15 protein-coding genes and 1 tRNA gene are annotated in these 18455 nt (G+C 64.5%); 10 read left to right on the forward strand and 6 right to left on the reverse strand.

Annotated features, from left to right (window positions below; all coding sequences use genetic code 11):
• Positions 1-10 precede the first annotated feature (10 nt).
• On the forward strand, positions 11-2116 hold the full coding sequence (locus A3736_RS02620) for a TonB-dependent siderophore receptor (protein ID WP_067678810.1): 2106 nt from the start codon (positions 11-13) through the stop codon (positions 2114-2116).
• Positions 2117-2240: 124 nt separating this feature from the next.
• Positions 2241-4415 (forward strand): prolyl oligopeptidase family protein, encoded by a 2175-nt coding sequence (locus tag A3736_RS02625; protein WP_067678813.1) that lies wholly within the window; start codon positions 2241-2243, stop codon positions 4413-4415.
• A gap of 652 nt (positions 4416-5067) precedes the next feature.
• On the opposite strand, the gene A3736_RS02635 is transcribed toward A3736_RS02625, so the two are convergent.
• Positions 5068-5141, reverse strand: a tRNA-Gln gene (locus tag A3736_RS02635).
• A gap of 205 nt (positions 5142-5346) precedes the next feature.
• On the opposite strand from A3736_RS02635, the gene A3736_RS02640 reads away from it, so the two are divergent.
• Together A3736_RS02640 and A3736_RS02645 are read left to right on the forward strand one after the other, a co-directional pair.
• Complete coding sequence (locus tag A3736_RS02640) at positions 5347-6552, forward strand: Ppx/GppA phosphatase family protein (RefSeq protein WP_067678819.1); 1206 nt, start codon at positions 5347-5349, stop codon at positions 6550-6552.
• A complete protein-coding gene (locus tag A3736_RS02645) occupies positions 6549-7214 on the forward strand; it encodes an RlmE family RNA methyltransferase (protein WP_067678821.1) in 666 nt (221 codons plus the stop codon). The genes A3736_RS02640 and A3736_RS02645 overlap by 4 nt, the downstream gene beginning before the upstream one ends.
• A gap of 71 nt (positions 7215-7285) precedes the next feature.
• Here the strand turns inward: A3736_RS02645 and A3736_RS02650 are convergent, their stop codons facing one another.
• Complete coding sequence (locus tag A3736_RS02650) at positions 7286-7993, reverse strand: cytochrome c family protein (protein ID WP_067678824.1); 708 nt, start codon at positions 7991-7993, stop codon at positions 7286-7288.
• Positions 7994-8153: 160 nt separating this feature from the next.
• On the opposite strand from A3736_RS02650, the gene A3736_RS02655 reads away from it, so the two are divergent.
• Complete coding sequence (locus tag A3736_RS02655; protein ID WP_067678827.1) at positions 8154-9068, forward strand: prephenate dehydratase; 915 nt, start codon at positions 8154-8156, stop codon at positions 9066-9068.
• Positions 9065-9988 (forward strand): class A beta-lactamase, encoded by a 924-nt coding sequence (gene bla, locus A3736_RS02660; RefSeq protein WP_067678831.1) that lies wholly within the window; start codon positions 9065-9067, stop codon positions 9986-9988. Before A3736_RS02655 ends, bla begins: the two co-directional genes overlap by 4 nt.
• 18 nt (positions 9989-10006) lie before the next feature.
• Here the strand turns inward: bla and A3736_RS02665 are convergent, their stop codons facing one another.
• Complete coding sequence (locus A3736_RS02665) at positions 10007-11089, reverse strand: isoaspartyl peptidase/L-asparaginase family protein (RefSeq protein WP_082851274.1); 1083 nt, start codon at positions 11087-11089, stop codon at positions 10007-10009.
• A gap of 103 nt (positions 11090-11192) precedes the next feature.
• On the opposite strand from A3736_RS02665, the gene A3736_RS02670 reads away from it, so the two are divergent.
• A complete protein-coding gene (locus tag A3736_RS02670) occupies positions 11193-12473 on the forward strand; it encodes a mechanosensitive ion channel (RefSeq protein ID WP_067678834.1) in 1281 nt (426 codons plus the stop codon).
• Positions 12474-12560: 87 nt separating this feature from the next.
• Here A3736_RS02670 and A3736_RS02675 read toward each other — a convergent pair whose 3' ends face one another.
• Both A3736_RS02675 and A3736_RS02680 read right to left on the reverse strand, forming a co-directional pair.
• Complete coding sequence (locus tag A3736_RS02675) at positions 12561-13562, reverse strand: zinc transporter ZntB (RefSeq protein ID WP_067678837.1); 1002 nt, start codon at positions 13560-13562, stop codon at positions 12561-12563.
• Positions 13563-13606: 44 nt separating this feature from the next.
• Positions 13607-14392, reverse strand: a complete 786-nt coding sequence (locus A3736_RS02680; RefSeq protein ID WP_067678840.1) for a hypothetical protein — start codon at positions 14390-14392, stop codon at positions 13607-13609.
• Positions 14393-14584: 192 nt separating this feature from the next.
• On the opposite strand from A3736_RS02680, the gene ispG reads away from it, so the two are divergent.
• The 3 genes from ispG (at position 14585) to A3736_RS02695 (ending at position 17129) form a co-directional block, all read left to right on the forward strand.
• A complete protein-coding gene (gene ispG, locus A3736_RS02685) occupies positions 14585-15736 on the forward strand; it encodes a flavodoxin-dependent (E)-4-hydroxy-3-methylbut-2-enyl-diphosphate synthase (protein ID WP_067678843.1) in 1152 nt (383 codons plus the stop codon).
• A gap of 44 nt (positions 15737-15780) precedes the next feature.
• A complete protein-coding gene (locus A3736_RS02690) occupies positions 15781-16323 on the forward strand; it encodes a TIGR02281 family clan AA aspartic protease (protein WP_067678868.1) in 543 nt (180 codons plus the stop codon).
• Positions 16324-16412: 89 nt separating this feature from the next.
• The gene (locus tag A3736_RS02695; RefSeq protein ID WP_067678845.1) at positions 16413-17129 is read left to right on the forward strand and encodes a murein L,D-transpeptidase catalytic domain-containing protein; all 717 of its coding nucleotides are present in this window, start codon (positions 16413-16415) and stop codon (positions 17127-17129) included.
• 100 nt (positions 17130-17229) lie between these two features.
• Here the strand turns inward: A3736_RS02695 and A3736_RS02700 are convergent.
• On the reverse strand, positions 17230-18455 hold a 1226-nt coding region (locus A3736_RS02700; RefSeq protein ID WP_067678871.1), incomplete at its 5' end, for a L,D-transpeptidase family protein.

Raw genomic sequence — 18455 nt, forward strand, 5'->3', positions numbered from 1 at the left:
ATCTTCCCTCATGGCACTCGCTTACCGCATTTCTTCGCTCGCCCTGATCGCATCGCTTGCAACTGCGACGCATGCGCAAGAGGCTACCGAGCAGGTCGAAGAGATCGTCGTCACCGCGCAAGCTCGCAACGCGACCGAAGTGGTCAATGGCGGCCAGGCGGGCGTTCTGGGCGACAAACCTGCAGAGGATCTGCCCTTCAACCTGCGCTCCTATGACGAGAGCCTGATCCGCAACCAGCAGCCCCAGACTTTGGGTGCCGTGCTGGAAAACGATCCGACCATCCGCACAACGTACGGTTTCGGCAACGCCGCCGAACAATTCATCGTGCGTGGCTTCAGCCTGTTCGGAGACGATGTCGGCGTGAACGGGCTCTACGGGATCGGCCCGCGCCAGCTCGTCGCGCCCGAATTGTTCGGCAGCGTCCAGGTGCTGAACGGGGCCAGCGCATTCCTGAACGGGGCCGCGCCGGGCGGATCGGGCCTGGGCGGCAACGTCAATCTCGTGTTGAAGCGGGCGCAGGCGCGCGATTTCGTTCGCGTCACCGCCAGCGCGGAAGAGAGCGCGCGCTTCGGCGGTGCGGTCGATATCTCGCGCCGGTTCGGAGCGAGCGGGGAATGGGGCCTGCGTGTCAACGGCGCCTATCGCGATGGCGAAACGGCAATCGACCGCGAGGATCGCCGCACCGCCGTGATCGGCGGCGCGCTCGATTACGATAGCGGGCCATTCCGCGCCGTGCTCGACCTTGCGTTTCAGGAAGTCCGCGTCGACGCACTGCGCCCCAAGGTGACGGTCGCGACGGCCACGGTACCGAGCGTTCCCGAAGCGGACGCCAATTACGCGCAGGATTTCACCTATAGCGAATTGCGCGACGTGTTCGGGACCCTGAGCCTCGAATACGATATTGCCGACAATGCGCTGCTCTATGCGCGCGGCGGCGCACGCGATGGCAAGGAAGCGGGACTGTATGGCGGCATCACCGTGAACGACGCGGCAACCGGCGCAGCCTCCGGCTCGGCCCTGTTCGTGCCCGCCACCACCAATAACGAAGCGATCGAGGCAGGCCTTCGTGTGAAGCTGGGCAGCACGATCACGCACGAGTTCAATTTCGGCGGCAACGCCAATTGGCAGGTCTTCCGCACCGCCTTCGACTTCCTGCCCGGCTACGCCACAAATCTCTATGCGACGCCGCAAGTGCCCGAACCCATCGGCCCCGGCTTCGTCGGCGGCGATCTCGACGATCCGAATCCGACCGCGCGCACCACGCTGTGGAGCGCCTTTGCCAACGACACGATCGGCCTGTTCGGCGATCGCGTGCTCCTGACCGGCGGCCTGCGCCTCCAGACCATTCGACAGGAGAATACCAATTACGACGGATCACCGGGTACGTTGTACGACGAGAACGCGGTGACGCCCGTCGCCGGTATCGTGATCAAGCCGGTGGAGCGCCTGTCGCTTTACGCCAACCGGATCGAAGCGCTCCAGCAGGGGCCGAGCGTGCCGGTCGATCCAAACAACCCCACCACCAATTTCGGCCAGTCGCTCGCTCCGCGTAAGTCGGTCCAGTACGAAATCGGCGGGAAGCTCGGTCTCGGCGGCATGTTCCTCACCCTCGGCGCCTATCGCATCGAGCGGCCGGGCGAAGGCGTGCTGCCCGATGGCAGCTTCGGCTATCTCGGCAATCAGCGCCACGAGGGGATCGAATTTACCGCCAATGGCGAGATCGCACCCGGCCTGCGCCTGATCGGCGGCGCGGCGCTGACCGATACCGAATTCGTGAACGGCAACGAAGTTGCGGGCGTGCCCGAATACACTGCCAATGCGAATGTCGAATGGGATCTGGGCTTCGTCCCCGGCCTCACGCTGACCGGGCGAGTGGTCCGGACCGGCGAACAATGGGTGGACCAGGCCAACACATTGGAGCTCGACAACTGGACGCGTTTCGATCTCGGCGCGCGCTATGTCTTCGCGGCGGGCGAGACGCCGGTGACCGTTCGCCTCTCGGTCGATAACGTCGCCAACGAGCGCTATTGGGCGAGTGCGTTCGACGCCTTCTCTCCCGCTCTGCTGCAAGGCGGCCCGCGCGCTGTAAAAGCCTCGATCTCCGCCGACTTCTGACAGGGCCCGGGTAGCGGCGCGCCCGTCACCCGACCGCCTGGATGGTATCTTCGTCGAGTTTCGCCTTGCCCCCGCGGCGATCCCGCCGCACGATCTGTGCGACTGTTCGGGTAAGGGGTTTATCATGAAAACAAACACGATTTCCGCGCTCGCGCTGGCAGCAGCCATGGCGACACAGATGGGTCCGCAAGCGCTGCGGGCACAGGAGACCAGCACCATGGCCGAAGACGCCGAAGCGCCGTTCGAAAGCGAAAACGATCCCTTCATCTGGCTGGAAGAGGCGCGCAGCGTGCCCGCCCTTTCCTGGGTCCGCTCGGAAAACGAGCGCGTCGATCAGACACTGGGCGAAGACCCGCGCTTTGCCGAGCTCAAGGCCGAAGCGCTTGCCATCCTCGATAGCGAGGATCGCATTCCCTATGTCAGCTTCACCCCGCACGGGCTGATGAATTTCTGGCAGGATGCGAACAATCCCAAAGGCGTGCTGCGCCTGACCACGCTAGACAGCTATCGCACCGACGACCCGCAATGGGAAACCGTGCTCGATATCGACAGGCTGGCGCGCGAGGAGGGCCGCGAATGGGTCTTCGCCGGGTTCAACTGTCTGCCGCCCGAAGGCAATCGCTGCATGGTCGGCCTGTCCGATGGGGGCAAGGACGCGAACGAAATGCGCGAATTCGACGTGGCAACGCGGCAATTCGTCGATGGCGGGTTCCGCCTGCCCGAAAGTCAGGGCGGCGTCAGCTGGATCGACGAGGATACACTGCTCGTCAGCCGCGATTTCGGCGAAGGGACGCTGACCGAAAGCCTCTATCCGTACACCACTCGCCTCTGGAAACGCGGCACGCCGATCGAGGACGCGCCCGAGATCTTCCGCGGCGAGCCGTTCGACGTGTCGGCGGGCGCGATCCTGCTGCGCGATTCGACCGGGACGGTCCAGGCCCGCGCCGCCTATCGCGGCCTCAGCTTCCACGAGCGTGCCTATTACCTGCAACAGGGCGAGGACTGGACCCGGCTCGACATGCCGGAAAAATCCGGCCTGTTCGGGATTGTCGACGGGCATGTCCTGTTCAGCACCGACGTGCCCTGGACGGTCGGCGGCACCACTTTCCCGGCAGATTCGATCGTCGCCGCGGATCTCGCGGAATGGAAGGCCGATCCCAATGGCGCGGCCAAATCCCTGGTCTGGGCGCCTGCCGAGCGCCAGACCAAGCAGGGCGCCTCGATCACCGCCAATTCGATGTTCGTGAACCTGCTCGACAATGTGCGCGGCCAGGTCCTCAAATTCGATTACGAGGACGGCGAATGGACCAGCCGCCGCGTCGCCCTGCCCGATAACGCCACGGTCGGCGTCGCCGCGTCGGACAATGAAAGCGACCGGATCATGTATTCGGTCACCGACTTCCTGACGCCCAGCACGCTCTATTATTCGGACGGCAGCGGCGCGCCGGAAGTGCTCAAGACCAGCCCTGCGCGCTTTTCGGCCGAGGGGATGGAGGTCGAACAGTTCGAGGCCATCAGCAAGGATGGAACGCGCATCCCCTATTTCGTGGTCAAGCCCGAAGGGATGACAATGGACGGGACCACGCCGACGCTGCTGTCCGGTTACGGCGGCTTCCAGGTTCCGCGCCTTCCCGGCTATCTCGGCACCACGGGTAAGCTCTGGCTGGAGCGCGGCGGAGCCTATGTGCTCGGCAATATGCGCGGCGGGGGCGAATTCGGCCCCGAGTGGCACCAGACCGCGATCCGCGAGAACAAGCAGCGCACCTGGGACGATTTCATCGCCATCGCCGAAGATCTGGTAAAGCGCGGGATTACCAGCCCGCAGCATCTCGGCATTCAGGGCGGCAGCCAGGGCGGCCTATTGGTCGGCACCGCCTTCACCCAGCGCCCCGACCTCTATAATGCGGCAATCGTCCAGATCCCGCTCTTCGACATGCTGCGCTATCACGAGATCGGGCGCGGCGCATCGTGGATCGGCGAATATGGCGATCCGCGCATTGCGGAGCAGCGCGCTTGGATCGAGCCGTACTCGCCCTATCAGAAGTTGACCCAGGACACCGATTTCCCGACGCCCTTCTATATCACCAGCACCGCCGACGACCGCACCCACCCCGCCCACGGGCGCAAGGCGGCGGCCCGGATGAGCGCGCAGGGCCAGGCCTATTACTATTACGAGGACATGACCGGCGGCCATTCGGGCGGCGTCGATAACGATCAGCGCGCCAAGCTGCTGGCCTTGCAACACGTCTATCTGATGCAGCAGCTTATGGACGAAGGCGGCGGTTACGACGAGGAATAGTCCGTTCAAGAGGCGGTGCGGCCCACAAAAGGCGTGCCGCGCCGCCTAACCGATGAAAAACGCGGTCACGGACCGGATGGAGTGAGATATCTGCTGCACGACCGGATGGCGTCCGGCCGCGCGTTCCTCCTGCCCCGAAGCTGCGCCATTCGACGATATTTAGCAATTCGCGATCTTGCGAAGCACGCGAGCGAGCTGTCCTCGTCGATCTCGACCATTGCGGCCGCAGTCTCGCAACAGGTGCAATTGAGCGAGAATGCCAATGAAACCGCTGGCACCGCGCACGATCCGTTGAAGGAATGACGGGATCGCGCCGCCGGGATTGTCACCTTTTCGGACACGATCCATGATTTGGCGAGTCAGACCAATATGCTGGCTCTGAATGCGACGACCGAAGCTGCCATCGCCGGCCCCACAGATCGATACCATGCCGCGCACTGCGGACTAGCGCGTCAATTCGCGGCCTTCGGGCCGCTTAATGTTAACGCCTCCGATAGCCAGCAAGCGATCCCGGCATCGTTGCTGCTACATTTTCCAAGCGTGACATGCGGGGTCTATGGCCCGAAAAAGCGTGCGATCATTAGGCAATAGTCTCGGATACAGGCGATGCGCAGTCTTCCTGACCGGCGCTGTCGATCTACTGAGCCGAAACTGGATGCCCCGCGAGGATTCGAACCTCGATTGACGGAGTCAGAGTCCGTAGTCTTGCCATTAGACGACGGGGCATCGGCACCGGGGCTGCCTGGCGGGTTAATCCCACCGGGAAGCGATGCGAGCGGGGCCATTAGGAAAACGGCGTCGAGCGGTCAAGAGGGTCCATCTCATTGCGATCCCACCGCGGCTTGCCCTTGTCGCGCTTCGCCTGTAGCATCTTCGTCAGGTCCCCGCGTCGCAGCTCGCGGTGCGGGAGGATATTGGAAAGACACGACTTATGGCGGACGCTCCTCCGCCGGACTTGAAATCAGGGGCTGGCAAGCGAAGGGGCGGCACGTCCGGCAAGGTAGCCGATTTCCGCTACAAGCGCCCCGCCCAGCCCGAACACAAGCGCCGCGACGCGCGCCCCGGCTCTATTGCACCGCTCCCGGCGGCCATGCGTGCCAGGGGGCCGCGACGCCAGGCCTATGCCGCGCTCGATCTCGGCACCAATAATTGCCGCCTGCTGATCGCGCGCCCATCGGGCGAGAATTTCACGGTCATCGACGCGTTCAGCCGGGTCGTACGCCTCGGAGAAGGATTGGCCGCATCCGGGCGGCTATCCGACGTCGCGATGGATCGGGCGCTCGCGGCGCTGCATGTCTGCGCGGAAAAGCTCAGACGGCGCAACGTCCATCTCGCCCGCTCGGTCGCGACCGAGGCCTGTCGCCGCGCCGCCAATGGCGAACGTTTCATCGAACGCGTGCGCGAGGAAACGGGCATCGTGCTCGACATTATCTCCGCGCAGGAAGAAGCACGCCTAGCTGTGCTCGGTTGCCATATCCTTCTGGAAGACGGCAAAGGCCCCGCGGTCATCTTCGATATCGGCGGCGGATCGACCGAGCTGGTCCTGATCGAACCGGGCGGCCCCGTCCCGCGCATTCTCGACTGGATGAGCGTGCCCTGGGGCGTTGTTTCGTTGACCGACAGCGTCCAGGGGCCGGACGGGACTGCCGAAGGGCGCGCCGCGCGCTACGCCGCGATGCGCGACATCGTGGATAAGAGCTTCGCGCCCTTCGCGCGCCGCATTGCCTCGTATCGCAAGGCCCGCGACGGCATCCGCCTGCTGGGCACCAGCGGGACAGTGACCACGCTGGCGAGCCTGCACCTCGAATTGCCGCAATACGATCGCCGTGCGGTGGACGGGCTGATCGTCCCTTCCGCCTCCATGCGAAATATCTCGACGCGCCTTTCGACCATGAGCGAAGCCGAGCGCGGCACTCTGCCCTGCATCGGCGACGATCGCGCCAATCTGGTCGTTGCAGGCTGCGCCATTCTCGAATCGATCCTCGACATCTGGCCGGCGCGCGAACTGGCAGTCGCCGATCGCGGCATTCGCGAAGGCATTTTGCGCAGCCTGATCGCAGCCGATGCCGAGGGGGAACGCAGCCGCGTCCAATTGCAGCGTTCGCGCCACGACATCGGCGAAGGACCATCGGCATGAGCAGAAGCGGCAAGGACATGGGCAAGCGCGTGAAGACGGCGCGTGGGCGGACCGCGTCCTCCACCCGCTGGCTCGAAAGGCAGTTGAACGACCCTTACGTCAAGCAGGCCAAGGCCGAAGGCTATCGCAGCCGCGCGGCGTATAAATTGATCGAGCTTGACGACAAGTTCGGACTTCTGAAGGGCGTATCGCGCGTCGTCGATCTCGGCATCGCGCCCGGTGGGTGGAGCCAGGTAGTACGCAAGCGCGCGCCCAAGGCGGCAATTGTCGGAATCGACCTACTGGAAGTCGAACCGATCGAAGGCGTCGCGATCCTACAGATGGATTTCATGGACGATGCCGCCCCCGCCGCTCTGGAAGCGGAGCTGGACGGGCCGCCCGATCTCGTATTGAGCGACATGGCCGCCAATACGGTCGGCCATAAACAGACCGATCATTTGCGCACTATGGGTCTGGTCGAAGCGGGCGCTTGGTTCGCAACCGAGAATTTGGCGCCCGGCGGTGCCTATGTGGCGAAAGTGCTGGCGGGCGGAACCGATGCCGATCTGCTGGCGCTGCTCAAGAAGCATTTCCGCACGGTCAAGCACGCCAAGCCACCCGCGAGCCGCAAGGGATCGAGCGAATGGTATGTGATCGCGCAGGGCTTCAAGGGGCGAGGCTGAAAGCCAATCCCGCCGGCACAGGCAACTCGCCGGTTACAGACAGCCGGAATTGTCCGGCTCGAAACCAAGCGTCATTCGCCCGCCTTCATGGTCCCATCATTGGTGGTCGCCGTCTGCTCGCTGGGCACGGGCTGATCGTCGCCCATGGAGCCTGCGGCCTGGACGGAACCGGTATCGCCGCCTGCGATCGCGCCGGGCCCTTCAGCCGCACCGTCGACCGCTTCGCCCTCTTCAGGAATTTCAGGCGCCGCGGGCGCGGGCTTGGCGGGCGCGCCGCCATTGGCCGCGAGATATTCCATGACGTTGGCGCGGTCTTCGGGGCTGGAAAGGCCCGCGAAGCTCATCTTGGTGCCACTGGCGAAGGCGCGCGGGCTCTTCAGCCACTCGTTCATGTTTTCCCAGGTCCACTGGCCGCCATGATCGGCAAGCGCGCTGGAATAGGCGAAGCCCGGCGCGTGCGCGCCGATCGCAGTGCCCATCACCCCATAAAGATTCGGACCGATGCCGTTGGCCCCGCCCTGGTTGATCGTGTGGCAGGCCGTGCACTTCGCAAAGACCTTCTCGCCCGCCGCCGCATCGGCGCTGGCGAGCAGCGTACCGAGATCGGGGCCTGCATCCTCGCCCGCGCCTTCTTCCGGCGCGTCGATGAAATAGCCGGGCTCTTCAGGGCTTTCGGGACGATCGGCATGGAAATACATGTCCGATGCAATCGAGGATCCCAATGCGACGATGCCTGCAAAAAGCACCCAACCGGCGGCAGTGTTGAACTTGTCGTCCATGCGAGAAAAGGTCCGCGTATCTGTTCTGTTTCGAGGTGTTCGGGGTGGCATTAGTGTGACGGGGGGCGCGGCGCAAGTGGCATGGCCGAAAGGGCGCGTGCGTGGATCGGATGCTTGCAAACCGCTTGCGGCGGATTCCGTCGCTGGATAGCAGGCGGATATGCGTAAGTTTCCCGCCCCCGCTCTAGCCATGGTCGATTCCATGCGCGCCGCCGCCGCCGCCGATCCGATGCGCGCCATCGCCTTCGGCGGCGCGCCGGGATCCAATTCCCACCAGGCGACGATGCAATTCGCGCCCGAAGCGCTCCCCTTGCCTTGCTACGGATTCGAGGACGCGCTCGATGCGGTGAGGAGCGGCGCGGCAGGCGCGGCCATGATCCCGATCGAGAATTCGCAGCACGGGCGCGTGGCGGACATCCACTTCCTCCTGCCCGAAAGCGGCCTTTCCATCGTGGCCGAACATTTCATGCGCATCACGCATGCGCTGATGGCACTGCCGAACGAAAGCGGGGAATTCGGGCCGTTCCAGGCCGCCTACAGCCATCCCCAGGCATTGGGCCAATCGCGCGAATATCTGCTGGCGCGCAATATCGTGCCGATGAGCCATGCCGATACGGCAGGTGCGGCGGCGTTCGTTGCGGAGAAGGGCGATCCGAACCTCGCCGCCCTCGCCCCGCCCATGGCGGCCGAGCTTTACGGGCTGAAAATCGTGGAGGACGCAGTCGAGGACGCGCACGACAACACCACGCGCTTCGTGCTGCTGGCAAAGGAGCCGCGCGATCCCGCCGAGCTTACGGGCGGGCAAGAGACCGCGATGACGACCTTCGTGTTCGAAGTGAAGAACGTGCCCGCCGCGCTGTACAAGGCGCTGGGATGCTTCGCCACCAATGGCGTCAACATGACCAAGCTGGAAAGCTACCAGAAGGGCGCCAGCTTCGCCGCGACGCGGTTCTATGCCGATGCGGAAGGCGCGCCGGGCGATCCGCGCATGGATGCGGCGCTGGAGGAACTGGAATTCCAGTGCAACAGCGTACGCCTGCTCGGCAGCTACGCGCAGGCGAGAAAGCGGGGATGAAAGGGCGTCTCAGCCGACGCGAATTGATCGCGGCTTCGGCCAGCCTGGCGGCACTGGCCTGCGCTCCGGTTACGAATTCGTCCGAAGGTAAGACTGGCTATTGGGCCGAAGAGATATACGCGCGCCTAGCCGAACTCGCTGAACGCGCTGAGGGCACTTTGGGCGCATCAGTCCTCGATCCCGGCAGCGGCGCATTCGCTTCGTGGAACGGTGACAGGCGCTTCCCCCATTGTTCCAGCTTCAAGGTTTCGCTCGCCGCCATGGTGCTCGACCTCGTGGCCCGCGGGCAGATCGACGGCAAGCGGCTGCTGCACTGGAGCGAAGCGGATCTGATGTGGGTCTCCCCCTTCACGACACGCCGCCTCGGCCAGGGCGCGACTTTCCTAGAACTGGCGCGCGCGACGCAGGTCACGAGCGACAATACGGCCGCGAACGTACTCCTGCGCGAACTTGGCGGGCCGGAAGCGCTCACGGCATGGTGGCGCGCGCTCGGCGATGGAACGAGCCGCCTCGACCGGACCGAACCGGCCCTCAACCGCGTCCTGCCCGGCGAAGTCCACGACACCACCACGCCGGATGCCATGGCGCGGACGATGGCGACGATCCTCTATGGCGATGCCCTTGCCCCCTCGGTTTCCGAACGCCTTGCGAGCTGGATGGCGAAGACCGAAACCGGATCGCGCCGCGTGCGCGCAGACCTGCCCGACAGATGGCGTGCCGGGGACAAGACGGGCACCGCGATGATCGAAGGCATGGGCAGCGCTTATGTCGATATCGGCTTCGTCGTTCCCGATGGACGCGGCCCACTGACATTCGCGACCTATTACATGGTCGACGCCGTCCATGACGATATGGACCCGCAAGCCGAAGCGCTCCTCGCGGAGGTCGGCAGAACCATTGCGGCGGTCTTCGCTCGCTAGGGGGCGGCGGACCGCCTGCTATTCCTCGCCGAAGATCGCCACTTCGCTGACGCCTTCGCTGGTTGCGCGCCCGCGATACATGCCTGCGGTGTTGAAGCTGTAGATCGCCGCGCCCGAAGGCGCGACAACGATCACGCCGCCATCGCCGCCGAGATCGGCGACCTCGTCGAGAACCGCATCGGATACACGCTGGACCAGCGCGTCGGTCAGCTGGACATCGCCGCCTGCCTCGTTCTCCTCCGCGAGGTCTTCGAGCGAGGTTTCGCTGGACAGGCGCAGCCGGGTGCAGATTTCCTGCGCCACGCCGACACGGATGAAATATTCGCCCCATCCGGTGGCGGATACCGCGCAGCTGCGATTGTCGGCATAGGTGCCCGCGCCGATCACGGGCGCATCGCCGATCCGGCCCCAGCGCTTGCCGGTCATCCCGCCGGTCGAGGTGCCTGCCGCGAGATTGCCGTTCTGATCGAGCGCGACGGCCCCGACAGTACCGAACTTGCGGTCCACATCGAGCGCGGAGACCTGTTCCGCCTTCATCCGCTCCAGCGCCTCGCGCCGGGCCTCGGTCGCGAACCATTCGGGGCCTGCGGTTTCCAACGCGTGATCGCGTGCGAATTCTTCCGCGCCCGCCCCGCTCAGGAAGACATGGCGGCCATCGGCCATCACTTCGCGTGCGAGGCGGATCGGATTCTTGACCGAAGTGACACCCGTCACCGCGCCTGCCGAGCGATCGCGTCCGTCCATCACGGCTGCGTCCAATTCGTTGCGCCCGTCCCACGTGAAGACGGCGCCGCGCCCGGCGTTGAATTTGGGATCGTCCTCAAGCCGCACAATCACCGCTTCGACCGCGTCCATCGCCGCGCCGCCATCGCGCAACACCGCTGCACCGGCATCGAGAGCCGCCTGCAACGCGGCTTCATACTCCGCCTCGCGCTCGGGCGTCATCGCATCGCGAGTCAGCGTGCCCGCCCCGCCGTGGATCGCCAGAGACCAACGCCCGGTTTCCTGCGCAAAGGCCTGGTTTGGAAAGGACAGCGCGGCAGCAAGAGCGAGCAGTGCGGCGGGCAGCGGCGAAAGAGAACGGAGGGCTTTGTGAGTCATGGGCCGACGATAGCACGCGGAACCATCGCCATCACCCATGCATTTCGATTGGGAGCATGGAGCGCCAACAAGCGCCTGCTGACAGGGATACAGGGGAAAAATCATGCAAGTCGGACGATACCGCTACGATCAGGATGTGGCGATGATGCTGCTCGAACGAGTGGGGCTGGCGCTCCTCGTCTTGCTGATTACGTGGGCGCTGGCCAAGGCCGCCCAATGGGCCTTTGCCAAGCTGGTCGACAACATCTCCTTCTTCCAGCGCGGCACCGGAACGGGTTCTTCGCTGGGCGAATCGCTCGGTAAGATCGTCGGTCTCGTGATCTGGCTGTTCGGCCTGCTGATCATTCTCACCGTGCTCGGCCTCGGCTCCGTCGCCGGACCGATCGACAGCCTGCTCGAAAACTTCATCGAATTCATTCCGCGCCTGGTCGGTGCAGGCCTGATCTTCTTCATCGGCATGATGGTGGCGCGCATCGTGCGCGACATCGTGAGCACGACGTTGCAGACGGTCGATTTCGACAAATGGGCCAATCGCGGCGGTGTCGACGCCGTCACCGGCAATCACGCCATCAGCAAGACCGTGGCCACCATCGTCTATGCGCTGATCGTGATCTTCGTCGCGATCATGGCTCTGGACGTGCTGGACATTCGCGCCATCAGCGAACCGGCTTCGGACATGTTGCGGATGATCTTCTATGCCATTCCGAACATCATCGGCGCGGCGATCCTGCTCGGGATCGGCTATCTGATCAGCAAGTTCGTGGTGCAGATCCTGAAGGAAGTGCTGCCGGGCCTGGGTGTCGATCGCGCGCTGGCGGAAACCGGCATGGTCGGCACATCCACCACCGCTTCGGGCATCATCGCCCGCGTGGTGCAGGTCGCGATCATCCTGTTCTTCGCCATCGCGGCAACTCGCCTGCTGGGCTTTCCCGAGCTGACGAGCATTCTCGATCAATTGCTCGAACTGGGCGGACGCGTGATCTTCGGTGCGGTGGTGATTGCCTTCGGGTTCTTCATCGCCAATCTGCTCGCGCGCCTTATCGGGGGCGAAAGCGGCGAAGGAACGGCTGCGCTGATCGTGAAATGGGCAACCATCGTGCTGTTCGTCTTCATGGGCCTGCAATTCACCGGCATCGGCGGAATGATCCCCGGCACCGCCCTGACCATTCTGGTCGCGGGCGTCTCGGTGGCCTTCGCTCTCGCTTTCGGGCTTGGCGGGCGGCAATGGGCCGCGCGCAAGCTCGAAGAGTTGGACGAGAGTATCGCCAGCGCCTCGACATCGGATACGTCCGGCACTCGCAAGGGCTCGACACCTGCCGCGCGCAGCACGAACAAGCCCGCCGCCGCTTCGACGGACGACGATCCGCTGCCGCCCGGCGCCTGATCGCCATTCCATCAAAAAAGGGCGCGAAGACCGGTTCTTCGCGCCCTTTTCTCGTCCCAACGGAGTTTTCCGTTCGAGCTGTCCGATCTACAGCCAGCGCAAGCGCCGGAAGATGGCAACCAAGCCCACCATCAGGATCACGCAGCCGACCACCACGAACCAGAAGGCATGCGGATCGTCCATGCCCGGCATTCCGCCGACATTGATGCCGAGAAGGCCAGTCAGGAAACCGAGCGGCAGGAAGATGCCCGCCACGATCGTCAGCATATAGGTCGCGTGCTCGCTCGACGCGGCGCTGCGCGACCGGATTTCGTCCTGAAGAACGACGGCGCTTTCCTTGCTGATGTCGATATCGTCGAGATAGCGGCGCAGCCGGGCGATGCTCTCGGCGATCTCGCGGCGATCGTGGTCCTCGAACCAGGCGGGCGCATCGCGGCTGATCTGTTCCAGCGCCTCGTGCTGCGGCGCCATGTGCCGCTTGAGGCCGAGGCAATTGCGCCGGATGATCGAAATCTGCGTCAGCATCGATTCGGCCATTTCGTCGGGATCGGTCTCCTCCAGCGTATCCAGCACCCGGTTCATATCGACGATGGACTGGCTCATCCGCCCGATCAGCAGCTCGGCGAGCAGCGTGATGGTGGCGCCGGCATCGGGCGGCCCGTGGCCCCTGTCTACCTGGGCCAGCACGTCGCGCGGGGTCTGGAGGGGATGACGGCGCAGCGTGATCAGGCGCTCCCCGTCCGACCAGACCTGCATCGAGATCATGTCCTCGGGCTCGGCACCCGGATTGAAATTGATGCCCCGCAGGGTCGCAACCAGCGCCTCGCCCTCGCGAAAGGCGCGCGGTCGCGTTTCGTCGCTGGTCAAGAGTTCGGCGGTGGGCTCGGGTATGGACAGGGCGTTTTCGAGCCAGTCCTGTACGCCCGGCCGATTGCGACACAGATGGAGCCACAGGACTTCGCCCGGCGCGCCGGGTCGCCATTGCTTCGCCTCGTCCCACAGGATCGGGCGGCCGCCCCCTTGCCCGTCAAGCACACGGCCGAAGAGCAGGGGCGTATCGGTTTCGGTATCGTCGGTCTGAACAGGCATGCGCCGGTCATGGCGCGGATCGCCGCGTTTGGGAATGGCCTCGCTCAGACGGCGCGGGGAGATCCCATCAAGGGCATGCCGGCTGCGCGCGTCTCGCGTGCGGCCGATCCGACCCCGTCCTCCGCTAGCCACCGCCGCCGCGCCGCATCGTAAATCGCCACGGTGAACAGAAAGGCGAGGATGATCATGGCGAATTCGCCCGCATCTTCGATGAATGCTTCCGTGACGATCATCAGATCGCTGTGCGTCCCGTAGCTCACCACCGCATCCTCGACCACGCCGAACATCGCGGTCGCGCCGATGCAGCCGACGATGATCAGGGAATTGAGCACCGAATCGATCCGCGCCGCGCGCAGCGCCAGACCCAGACCTGCCAGCCACAGCACGCCGATCCCGGCGAACATCAGCGGCTCACCCAGATGATGCGCAGAAATCGGCAGATTTTGCGGCAGGATCGGGGCGATCCAGAAACCGAACGCCTCATGGATCTCCAGCGCATTATCGAGCGTCAGGACCACGAACAGGATCGCGTTGACGAGATAGAGAGGAGACCCGTCACGCCGCCACATGCGCAGCAGCATGATCGCCATCGCAGTCATCAGCCCGTATTCGAGATATTCGCCCAAGCTGCGATCCTGCGAAAGCATGAAATCGCGGGGCAAGAGCGCCCCCGTCAGCTCGCCATAGCGCGTCGCGATGTCGAGCCCGACGAGCAGGCTGGCGTAGGGTAGGACGAGGAGCGCGGAATTCCGGAAGGCGGGCGAGCGGATCAGATCGCGCAGCAGGGTCGGGAAGTGGCGCGACTGGCTCAAAATCTCGGAAAGCGTCATGGCGGGTTGCCTGCGTGTCTGGGTCTGCGATCGAGCGACCGATCTGCCCGACTAGACCGATCGGGACCGCCGCGCAGCCCGGATGAACGCATCTGACCATTTCAGGACATTCCGCCGGCCAAGTCCTACCGTCTGGGCCCGCCATGCGATCCACGCCTTTAGTTCCGCCGCGATCCGCCCTATAAGAGGGCCATGTCCTCTATCCGTCCCTGGCGCTCGATCGAGCGCCGCCAATCGCGCCAGATCATGGTCGGCAATGTCGCCGTGGGCGGCGACGCGCCGATTTCGGTCCAGACAATGACCAACACGCCGACCGAGGATGTCGGCGCCACGCTCGACCAGATCCGCCGCTGCGAAGATGCGGGCGCGGACATCATCCGCGTGTCCTGCCCCACAGCCGAATCGACCGCGCATTTCGACAAGATCACCAAGGCGGCGAATGTCCCGATCGTTGCGGACATCCACTTCCACTACAAGCGTGCGCTCGAAGCCGCCGACAAGGGCGCGGCCTGCCTGCGTATCAATCCCGGCAATATCGGCGACAGCAAGCGCGTGGCCGAAGTGGTCCGCGCCGCCAAGGCGAACGGGTGTGCCATCCGCATCGGCGTCAATGCGGGGTCTCTCGAAAAGGACCTGCTCGAAAAATACGGCGAACCCTGCCCCGAAGCGCTGATCGAAAGCGCGCTCGACCATATCAAGCTTTTGCAGGACCACGATTTCCACGAATACAAGGTGGCGGTGAAGGCCAGCGACGTCTTCCTGGCGGTCGCCGCCTATCACGGATTGGCGGACGCGGTGGATTGCCCCCTCCATCTCGGCATTACAGAAGCGGGCGGATTGATCGGCGGTACGGTAAAGTCCTCGATCGGCCTCGGCAGCCTGCTCTGGGCCGGGATCGGCGACACGATCCGCGTCTCGCTCTCAGCAGAGCCCGAACGCGAGGTGAAGGTCGGCTTCGAGATTCTGAAGGCGCTCGGCCTCAGAACCCGCGGCGTACGCGTCGTCTCCTGCCCCAGCTGCTCGCGCCAGGGTTTCGATGTGATCCGCACGGTCGAAGCACTGGAAGCGCGCCTCGAACACATCAAGACCCCGATGAGCCTCTCGGTCCTCGGCTGCGTGGTCAACGGGCCGGGCGAAGCGCGGGAAACCGATATCGGGATCACCGGCGGCGGTGCGGGGAAGCACATGGTCTATCTGTCCGGCGTGACCGACCACCACGTCCAGTCCGACGACATGCTCGACCACATCGTCAAGCTGGTCGAGGAAAAGGCCGCACTGATCGAAGCGGGCGAAGCGACCGCTTTCGATCCGCATGCGGCCAATCAGCGCGAAGCCGCCGAATAATATCCTTAACGGTCCGCTAACCCTGTCGGTCTATGCCGGCAGGCATGCGGGAATCTGCCCTCCTGATCGTGGCCATAGCGGCCTTCATCGCCTCGGCCTTCGTGCCGGGCGGGGCGATCGACACGGCGACCCGCCCCGAGCAGACCGCACCGCCTTCCGAAACACTTTCCGAACCGGGCAATTTTGCCGAACCTTCGCCCACGCCGACTTATCTGGCGCCGGGTGAAATCGCGGTTCCGCGCTCTGCCGACGGGCAATTCTACGCCGAGGTCGGCGTCAACGACCGTCCGATCCGCTTCCTCGTCGATACCGGGGCCAATGGCGTGGCGCTGACCGGCGACGATGCGCGCGCCGCAGGGATATTCTGGTCGCCGACCGATCTGGAAACCGTGGCCCGAGGGGCGAGCGGCCCGGTCGAAGGCGTGCGCGTGACGATCGACGCGATCGACCTGGGCAATCATGAAATTCGAAATCTGAACGCGGTGATCGTCCCGCAGGGACTACCCGTGTCGCTGCTTGGCCAGAGCTATCTTTCGGAGATGGGCACGATGCGGATCGAAGGGGACCGTATGGTCATCGGCAGTTGATCGCGTTTTCGACAAGCTTCGTCCGCATCGCGCGCCGCAAATCGCCATCGTTCATGGCCCGGCCACGCCGGGGCTGCTAAGCCTGGATCATGGACCGTCGTACCCTCATCACCAGCGCTCTGGCCGCGGGCGCCGTCATGGCCGCCCCGACCGGCGCGCTTGCGCAGTTCGGCGGGACTGCCGCACGCGACCGCAAGCTGCTTTCGATCGCCCGCGAGGAAATCGCGCGTGCCATCGAAGGCGGCAATCACGTGTGGCGGACCGACATCGTCGGGATCGCAGATTTCGGCCTCCATTCCTCCCAGCGGCGCTTCCATTTCGTCGATCTCGAAAAGGAACGCGTCGAAAGCTACCATGTCAGCCACGGCACCGGCTCCGATTCGGAGCATGACGGCTGGCTCAAGCGCTATTCGAATATCGAAGGCTCCGAAGCGACCAGCCGCGGCGCCTATCTCACGCGCAGCTGGTACAAGGGGCGCTACGGCACGTCCCTGCGGCTCGACGGGCTTGATCCGACCAATTCCAACGCTCTGCCGCGCGCCATCGTGATGCACCAGGCGGATTACGCGACGCCGGAACATGTCGAGCGGTGGGGTCGGCTCGGCCGTTCCAATGGCTGCCTCGCCATGGGCCCGGAACAGTTCGATCGCGCTCTGATCGATCTGTCGGGCGGGCGGCTGGTGGTGGCGGGCAGCTATGGCCTCGCCGCCGATGGCAGCATCGTGAGGCCGCCGATCGTCCAGACCGACCTGCTGCGCAGCGATCGCGGCGGGACGTTCGAGAGGACCAATCCGGGCGTTTACTGAGCGGCCGCCTCGTAATTCACGACCGAAAAAGGCGGGACGACCTTGAAGTCCGCCCCGCCCCATAATTCTTTATTCAGGCCGTCGAGGCCCCGGATCCGAATTACGCCCCCGGCGCTTCGAGCGGAATGATCTCTTCATCCTGCACCCGGCTGCGGTTCGCCTTGCGCGGCGCGTCGAAGCTCGCGAGCACGGCACCGTCACGGTCGTAGATATCGTCGAAGGTCGCCATCTTGCCATCGACGTCGCGCGCCATGGTGAAATAGGTGATGTAGACCGGCCACTGATTGGTGATCGGGTAGGAGGTGTATTCGCCCGACGCGGCGATATCCTGCACCTCCTGCTGGATGCCGGGAATATCGTCCTTGCTCTCCATATTGCCGAGGATCGCCATCGTCATCGCCAGCTCGCGCGCGCCCTGTACGCGGATGCAGCCATGGCTCAGCGCACGGGCATCCTGCGCGAACAGATTGCGCGAAGGCGTGTCGTGCAGGAAGATCGCGTGGCGGTTCGGCATGTCGAGCTTCATCAGGCCCAATGAATTGGTCGGCCCCGGCTGCTGCACCACGGTGACGAAGCCGTTATCGGCGCGCGTCGCGGTATAGCCATTGCGGCGCGCCCAGGCCGGATTGCCGAGCACGCGCGCGCCCAGCCCTTCGCCTTTCACGATCGATTGCGGCACCGTCCAGGTCGGGTTGAAGATCACCCCTTCGACCATTTCGGCAAGCTGGGGCGTTGCCGTGCGACCAGGTTTGCCTACGATGGTCCGGTAATTCTTGATGATCTTGTCGTTCACCGTCAGCCGCAGCTGATATTCGGGGACATTGGTCATCAGATATTTCTTGCCGAGATCCTGCGGCAGCCAGCGCCAGCGATCCATATTCGCCATGATCAGCTTGCGCTTGGCCGAATTGCTGGCCGGAGTCTTGGCGAGTTCGGCCTTCAGCAGCGCGTAATCGGGATGCACCGGATCGAGCGCGGTCAGCGTGCCCGCGATGTCGCCGGTTTCGAGCGCGCGTTCGAGCAGGATGTGCGTCGGCATCCGGTCCGCATCGGGGTCCATCGCGAACCATTGCTTGCGCCCGTCCATCGGAGTGCGCCCGTCGCGCATATCCTCGACCAGCCAGACGAAGCGTTCGCTGGCGATCTGGTTCAGCGCCGGGCCGGGCCCTTTAGCGATCGCGGCGGCGAGCGCTTCGTGGCCGTAATCCTTGGGCATCAGGCCTTCCGCACCGATTCCGTCGATGAATTTTGCAAGCGCCTGCGCCTCCGCCAGGGACCATTCGCCGACCAATTCATTGGGCCTGATGAAGCTCGACATGCCGAACC

Origin of the sequence: Erythrobacter sp. HI0063 (genome assembly GCF_001635685.1) — a bacterium.
GTDB lineage: Bacteria > Pseudomonadota > Alphaproteobacteria > Sphingomonadales > Sphingomonadaceae > Qipengyuania.

Bases quoted from the DNA above. Each gene is read 5' to 3' on its own strand.
- A3736_RS02620 (WP_067678810.1), top strand. From the start codon at position 11: ATGGCACTCGCTTACCGCATTTCTTCGCTCGCCCTGATCGCATCGCTT.
- A3736_RS02625 (WP_067678813.1), top strand. From the start codon at position 2,241: ATGAAAACAAACACGATTTCCGCGCTCGCGCTGGCAGCAGCCATGGCG.
- A3736_RS02640 (WP_067678819.1), top strand. From the start codon at position 5,347: ATGGCGGACGCTCCTCCGCCGGACTTGAAATCAGGGGCTGGCAAGCGA.
- A3736_RS02645 (WP_067678821.1), top strand. From the start codon at position 6,549: ATGAGCAGAAGCGGCAAGGACATGGGCAAGCGCGTGAAGACGGCGCGT.
- A3736_RS02650 (WP_067678824.1), bottom strand. From the start codon at position 7,993: ATGGACGACAAGTTCAACACTGCCGCCGGTTGGGTGCTTTTTGCAGGC.
- A3736_RS02655 (WP_067678827.1), top strand. From the start codon at position 8,154: ATGCGTAAGTTTCCCGCCCCCGCTCTAGCCATGGTCGATTCCATGCGC.
- bla (WP_067678831.1), top strand. From the start codon at position 9,065: ATGAAAGGGCGTCTCAGCCGACGCGAATTGATCGCGGCTTCGGCCAGC.
- A3736_RS02665 (WP_082851274.1), bottom strand. From the start codon at position 11,089: ATGACTCACAAAGCCCTCCGTTCTCTTTCGCCGCTGCCCGCCGCACTG.
- A3736_RS02670 (WP_067678834.1), top strand. From the start codon at position 11,193: ATGCAAGTCGGACGATACCGCTACGATCAGGATGTGGCGATGATGCTG.
- A3736_RS02675 (WP_067678837.1), bottom strand. From the start codon at position 13,562: ATGCCTGTTCAGACCGACGATACCGAAACCGATACGCCCCTGCTCTTC.
- A3736_RS02680 (WP_067678840.1), bottom strand. From the start codon at position 14,392: ATGACGCTTTCCGAGATTTTGAGCCAGTCGCGCCACTTCCCGACCCTG.
- ispG (WP_067678843.1), top strand. From the start codon at position 14,585: ATGTCCTCTATCCGTCCCTGGCGCTCGATCGAGCGCCGCCAATCGCGC.
- A3736_RS02690 (WP_067678868.1), top strand. From the start codon at position 15,781: ATGCGGGAATCTGCCCTCCTGATCGTGGCCATAGCGGCCTTCATCGCC.
- A3736_RS02695 (WP_067678845.1), top strand. From the start codon at position 16,413: ATGGACCGTCGTACCCTCATCACCAGCGCTCTGGCCGCGGGCGCCGTC.